The organism is uncultured Nitratireductor sp. (genome assembly GCF_913053745.1).
Taxonomy (GTDB): Bacteria; Pseudomonadota; Alphaproteobacteria; order Rhizobiales; family Rhizobiaceae; genus Nitratireductor.
The window spans coordinates 1-5738 of record NZ_CAJXGF010000219.1 but is presented as its reverse complement, the minus strand read 5'-3'; the positions used below and the strand labels follow the sequence as shown (position 1 = coordinate 5738).

Annotated in this window: 5 protein-coding genes; all 5 read right to left on the bottom strand. The window is 60.8% G+C overall.

All coding sequences use genetic code 11. The features are described 5' to 3' along the window. Positions 1 to 161: 161 nt before the first annotated feature. A complete protein-coding gene (locus tag QZ638_RS22245; protein WP_295814682.1) occupies positions 162 to 1067 on the bottom strand; it encodes a DMT family transporter in 906 nt (301 codons plus the stop codon). A 65-nt stretch (positions 1068 to 1132) separates the two neighbouring features. Further along, entirely contained in the window at positions 1133 to 1879 is a 747-nt protein-coding gene (locus tag QZ638_RS22240; protein ID WP_295814679.1) for an arginyltransferase, read from the bottom strand. 23 nt (positions 1880 to 1902) lie between these two features. Next, complete coding sequence (locus tag QZ638_RS22235; RefSeq protein WP_295814677.1) at positions 1903 to 3708, bottom strand: SLC13 family permease; 1806 nt, start codon at positions 3706 to 3708, stop codon at positions 1903 to 1905. A gap of 276 nt (positions 3709 to 3984) precedes the next feature. Continuing rightward, the gene (locus QZ638_RS22230) at positions 3985 to 4452 is read right to left on the bottom strand and encodes an RDD family protein (protein WP_295814675.1); all 468 of its coding nucleotides are present in this window, start codon (positions 4450 to 4452) and stop codon (positions 3985 to 3987) included. Positions 4453 to 4526: 74 nt separating this feature from the next. Then, complete coding sequence (gene hemB, locus QZ638_RS22225) at positions 4527 to 5558, bottom strand: porphobilinogen synthase (RefSeq protein ID WP_295814674.1); 1032 nt, start codon at positions 5556 to 5558, stop codon at positions 4527 to 4529. Between the last annotated feature and the right edge of the window lie 180 nt (positions 5559 to 5738).

Sequence of the window (5738 nt, the reverse complement as noted above, 5' to 3'; positions counted from 1 at the left end):
CGCGATGGCGGCAAGCCGCCCCGCGGCGCGCAACAGCGCAATGGCGGTGACAAGCCGGGCAGGGGCGGAAGCGAGCCGCAGAGCGCACTCGCCGCCGCACTCGCTCAGGCGATAAAGAAGAAATAGGGCGGGGGCGTTTCGGATGGCACCGTGGATGCCTTCTACAACGGATGGCGCACCACGCCCTGCGCACGCCGCCGCCGGCGTCCGGCTTGAAGTTGCCAGAGCGAGTGGGCGATTAACGTCACGATCAGAATCGTGCCGCCGATGAGCGTCGCCCGGCTCGGGACTTCCGAGAAAATCAGCCATACCCAGACGGGCGCCAACACCGTTTCAAGAAGATAGAACATCGCCACTTCGGGGCCGGAAATGTATTTTGGGCCGTTGGAAAGGCAAAAGAACGAGATCGGCATGATCACGGCGCCATTGAGGACGATCCACCACGGAGCGTCGATGCGATAGCCGGTCTTGGCGGTCATGATCACGGCGACGAGGCAGGGAAGTGCCACGGCGACGAGGGCAGCAAACCCCATGTCGCGCCCGCTTCCTCTTGTGATGGTGATCGCCGTGGCGAGCAGAAACGCCGATCCCAGCGCCATGATGTCGCCGAACAGGTTGCCGGCACCAATGCCGCCGCCGACGATGATCAGCACGCCCACCAGCATGACACCCATCGCCAGAAGCGTGACAGGTCGCGGTCGCTCCTTGAGGAACAGCCAAGACAGAAGCGCTGCGAACATGGAGTTGAAGGCGAGAATGAACACCAGATTGGCCGTCGAGGTGTTGTAGACGGCCGGGATAAAGCACAAGGCCGCGAGCGCATATAGCGAGGCGACCACGAGGCCCACACGGCCGGGAATGAGTGGCGGCACGTTTCTGGAGACGAGCCGCCAGATCAGCCATACGGCAAGCGCGACGCTTACCGTCAACGCACTGCGGACCATTAAAATCGGCCACGGATCGCCCTCGGCAAGCCGGATCAGTGGAATGTCGATGGTGAGCGCCATCCCGCCGAATGCGGTCAGTGCCAGACCCTTTGCATGCGAGGACGAAGACGGGTCGGACATGGATAGCGAACCTCAAAGGAAGATCTGAGTGGGTGTGGGCGCTCCGGACATCAGGTGCTGACGGGTCAGTCGACGCGTTCCCACCCCTGCGGACCTAAGTGCTCCTGCGGCTTGAAGCGCACCTTATAAGCCATTTTGCGCGAGCCATTGACCCAGTATCCCAGATAGACATGCGGCAGGCCGGCTGCGACGGCGCGGTTGATATGATCGAGGATCATGAACGTGCCGAGCGAACGGTCTGCGAGTTCAGGGTTGAAGAAGGAATAAACCATCGATAGCCCGTCGCCCATCGTGTCGGTGAGCGCCACGGCCATGAGTTCGCCTTCGCCCTTGCCGGTGATGAAACTGTCGGGTCCACGGCGGCGATACTCGATTACCTGGGTGCTCACATGGGTGTCTTCCACCATCATGGCGTAGTCGAGAACGGTCATGTCCGACATGCCGCCCTTTTTGTGGCGGGCGTCGAGATAGCTGCGAAACAGCGTGTACTGCTCGGTGGAGGGCTCAGCCGTATGGGCGGTGCCGATGAGGTCGGCATTCTGCTTGAGAATGCGCTTCATGTTCTTGGTCGGCAGGAATTCCTGCGCCAGAATGCGTACGGAAACGCAGGCGCGGCAGGTTTCGCAGGCCGGTCGGTAAGCGATGTTCTGGGAGCGGCGAAAACCGCCCTGGGTCAGCAAATCGTTCAGTTCGGGCGCCTTGTCCCCCACTAGATGGGTGAAGACCTTACGTTCGAACTGACCTTCCAGATAAGGGCAGGGCGAAGGTGCGGTCAGAAAGAACTGCGGCGATTGGGTGGGTTGCTGCGTCATTTTTGTCGGGCGTCACTCCTATCCTAAAGCCCATAATACCATGGCCCGACAAATGAAAACGTCAACCAAATTATCGCCACCAGCGGCATGCCTGCCTTCATGAAGTCGCGAAACGAATAGTGCCCTGGACCCATGACCATAAGATTCGTTTGATAGCCGATCGGTGTGGCGAAGGAGCAATTGGCGGCAAAGATGGTGGCGGCGATGAAGGCTTCCGTCGGTGCGCCGATGGCCGTTGCGATGCCGAGCGCGACCGGAGTGAAGAGCACCGCTGTTGCGTTGTTGGAAAGAAAATTGGTCAGCACGGCCACGACGGCGAAATAGCCAGAAAGAATGACTGCCGGGCTCCGGCCGTCCAGCGCCGAGACCGCACTGTCGGCGATGAGTTGAGCACCCCCTGTGCGTTCCAGAGCCGTGGCGGCGGCGATGGCCGAGCCCACAAGCAAAAAGATCTGCCGGTCGAAAGCGCGACCCGCCTGCGCCAGCGTCAGACAGCCCGTGGCGATCATGGCGAAGGCGCCGGCAATGGCGGTGGCAACGATGGGCGCCAGATCGAGAGCGGCCGTGGCGACAATGCCAGCGAAGATGACGAAGGCTATCCACGCCTTGCGGCGTTGCGGCACCGGCTCGGCCGACCACTCCACAACCAGAAGATCGTGGCTTTCACGCAAATCCTCGAAAGCGCGGTCGGTGCCGCCGACGAGAATCGTGTCTCCGGGCTCGAGCCGGACATCGGAGACCGGTGTGCGGCCCATGCGGCTCTTGCGCTGAACGCCCAGCATATGAACGCTATGCTCGGTTTCGATCCCGGCGTTGCGGATCGTGCGGCCGGCATGGCGAGAACCTGGCGGTATGACGGCTTCGGCAATATGATAATCGGGACCGACAGTTGCCGTTTCCGATTCGGATCCGGCAATATGTCCCGCCGCGCCGTGCGAAAGGGCCTGGGTGAAAGCCCGCCGGGTCGCAGTTACCATGAGGCGGTCGCCCTCCGACAGGACCACATTCTCGAACGGCGGGTGAAAGCGCATTCCGCGCCGGATGATGAGGCGCGGCGTTAGGTCGCCCAGTCCCTGAAATAGTCCCGCTTTCGACTCTTTTCCGATGAAAGGGTGGCCGGGCACGATCCGGATTTCACCGATGAATTGCGTGCCCGATTGCATCTGGCGGAAAGTTTTCTCGCTGCTTGAATCGCGTAGGATGCGCGGCATCAGGAAAAAGACATAGAGCGCTCCCGCCGCTGCCAGAATTATGCCGGGCACGGTGATGTCGAAGAAGCCGATCGGTATGCCCGCCTTGCCCGCAACGCCGGCCACCAGAAGGTTGGTGGAAGAGCCGATCAATGTCGTCATACCACCCAGAATGGTCATGAAGGAAAGCGGCATCAGTGCCTTGGAAACCGGAAAATTGCGTTGCGCGGCGAAGACGATCAGCACCGGAATGAAAATCACGACCACAGGCGTGTTGTTGAGGATGGCGCTCAGCATCGCCGCTGTCACCAATGTGATAATGATGGTGCGCGTGCTGGAACTGCCGGCGGATTTGGCGAGAATGCGGGCCGGTTTGTCGAGCGCATCGGTGGCGAAGAGGCCCTGGCCGACGATCAGCAGAGCCAGGACTGTGGCAAGCGCGGGATTGGCGAAACCTGAAAGGAGTTCTTCCGGCGGTAGTCCGCCGGACGCTCCTTCATAGGGCATGAGGGCAAACAGCGCGAGAAAGGCGACGAGGCTGCCGAGACTGACAATCTCCAGTGTGAAGCGCTCACTGACGTAGGCGGCGACGGTTACGAGAATGATCGCGTAGGTCGCCCAGAGATGGAAGTCGGCCATTCAGCTCCCGCCGCTTGAAACTGTCCCCGCAGGAGGTTTTTCTCACCTGCTCACGATTGATGAGAATAAGCACGCGCGGGCGCGCCGCAAGCATGGATTTGTTCCATGCCGGCGAAAGAGGGGCAAAGCAGGGGGCTCTGGACGGCCCCGGGAGAAAGGATTTTCCTTGCCGGAGGTCTGAGGCAAGGGCAGGTTCAACGAGAAGATGGCGCGATCGTCTGACGTGCCCGCCCGTGGCGCGCGGCACCGCGCCGGCGATCCGGTCTTCGCGAATGCCTAGCTCGAGCGTACGACGACTGTGCCTAGAAGAAGATCGTGGACAGTGCGTTTATGGTCGAGAACAAGACTTGCAAGCAAGATAAGAGGCGTCAGCACTGCATTGCCTGCCCAGAACAGGACCGTGTGAACAATCGCGAGAAGTGAATCGACACGTCCGCCGTCGAGGCGCGCGAGCCGGATATCCATGAACTGCATGCCGAGCGTCGCCTGATTTCGCCCGCCCAGGGTCATCGCCACATAGAGGAGGGCGGTCATCGGGGCGAGAATGCCGAAAAGAAGCCATCCCAGGCCCAGCGTCATGATTCCCAGCAAAGCGACGACAATCGCGACCGGAATCATCATCAATGCGATCAACAGATAGTCGATGCAGAATGCAAAAATGCGCCGCGTGCGAACGCCATGGTAGAGACGGCCGTCGTCCTGTCTGCGGTCAAGAATTTCGCCGTCAAGGGGCCGGTCCGTCATGAAACAATCCTTCATCGGTGATTCACGAGAAAGATGGGGAGCCCTGACGGTGCTTCAAGCTTTTCGGTTGAAAATCATAGCAATTCGGCCATTTCGGGCGCGAAATAGGTCAGAATCCCGTCGCAACCGGCTCGTTTGAAGGCAAGAAGGCTCTCGATCATGGCTCTTTCGCCGTCGATCCAGCCATTGGCGGCAGCGGCCCGGATCATCGCATACTCACCGGACACCTGATACGCGAAGGTCGGCACCGCGAACGTGTCCTTCAGCCGATGGACAATATCGAGATAGGGCAGCCCCGGCTTCACCATCAGCATATCGGCCCCTTCCAGGAGATCCTGCTCAGCCTCGCGCAGCGCCTCGTCGGTGTTGGCGGGGTCTATGTAATAACTTTTCTTATCGCCCTTCAGGAGCCCGCCCGTGCCGATGGCCTCGCGATAAGGGCCGTAGAAAGCGGAAGCGAACTTGGTCGCATAGGACATGATCGCGACATTCTGGAAGCCGTTCTGATCGAGGGCATCGCGAATGGCACCGATGCGGCCGTCCATCATGTCCGAGGGTGCGATGATGTCGGCGCCGGCTGCTGCCTGGCCGACCGCGGCCACGGCGATTTGGGCGACCGTTTCGTCGTTGACGATCTCTCCGTCGCGCAGAATGCCGTCATGACCATGACTGGTGAAGGGGTCGAGGGCCACATCCGTAATGATGCCGATCTCTGGCACCGCCTCCTTGATCGCACGGCTCGCCCGGTTGATCAGGTTGTCAGGGTCGAGGCTATGAGAGCCAGTTTCGTCCCGACGGGCGGGATCGATATTGGGAAAGGTGGCGATTGCCGGAATACCGAGACGGGCGGCCCGTTCGGCTTGACGAACGGCCTGGTCGACCGTGTGCCGCATCACGCCGGGCATAGCATCCAGCGGTTCCTGACGATTTTCGCCTTCCATCAGAAACAGCGGCCAAATGAGATCGTCGACCGTGAGGTGGTTCTCGCGCACCAGGCGGCGCGACCAGTCGGCCTTGCGGGTCCGGCGAAGGCGGCGGCCGCCGGTAATCTCGTCGACAGTGCGGCGTGTGGCGGGGCTGCTCACGGTGCGGGAAAACTTGTTCACGGCTTCGACTCCAGTGTGGCGCCTCTCTATCATGCAGGCAGTATGGGTCCAAGAGCGGGTCCGGCGTCCTGCGGTCGCATTCTCGTATAGCATTGACGGCCCGGGAAGCGGCTAATAATCAGCTACAGAGGTTTCTTGCCTTTGCAAAGATTTTGGGGGTGGCGGTGAAAGTCGATTTCG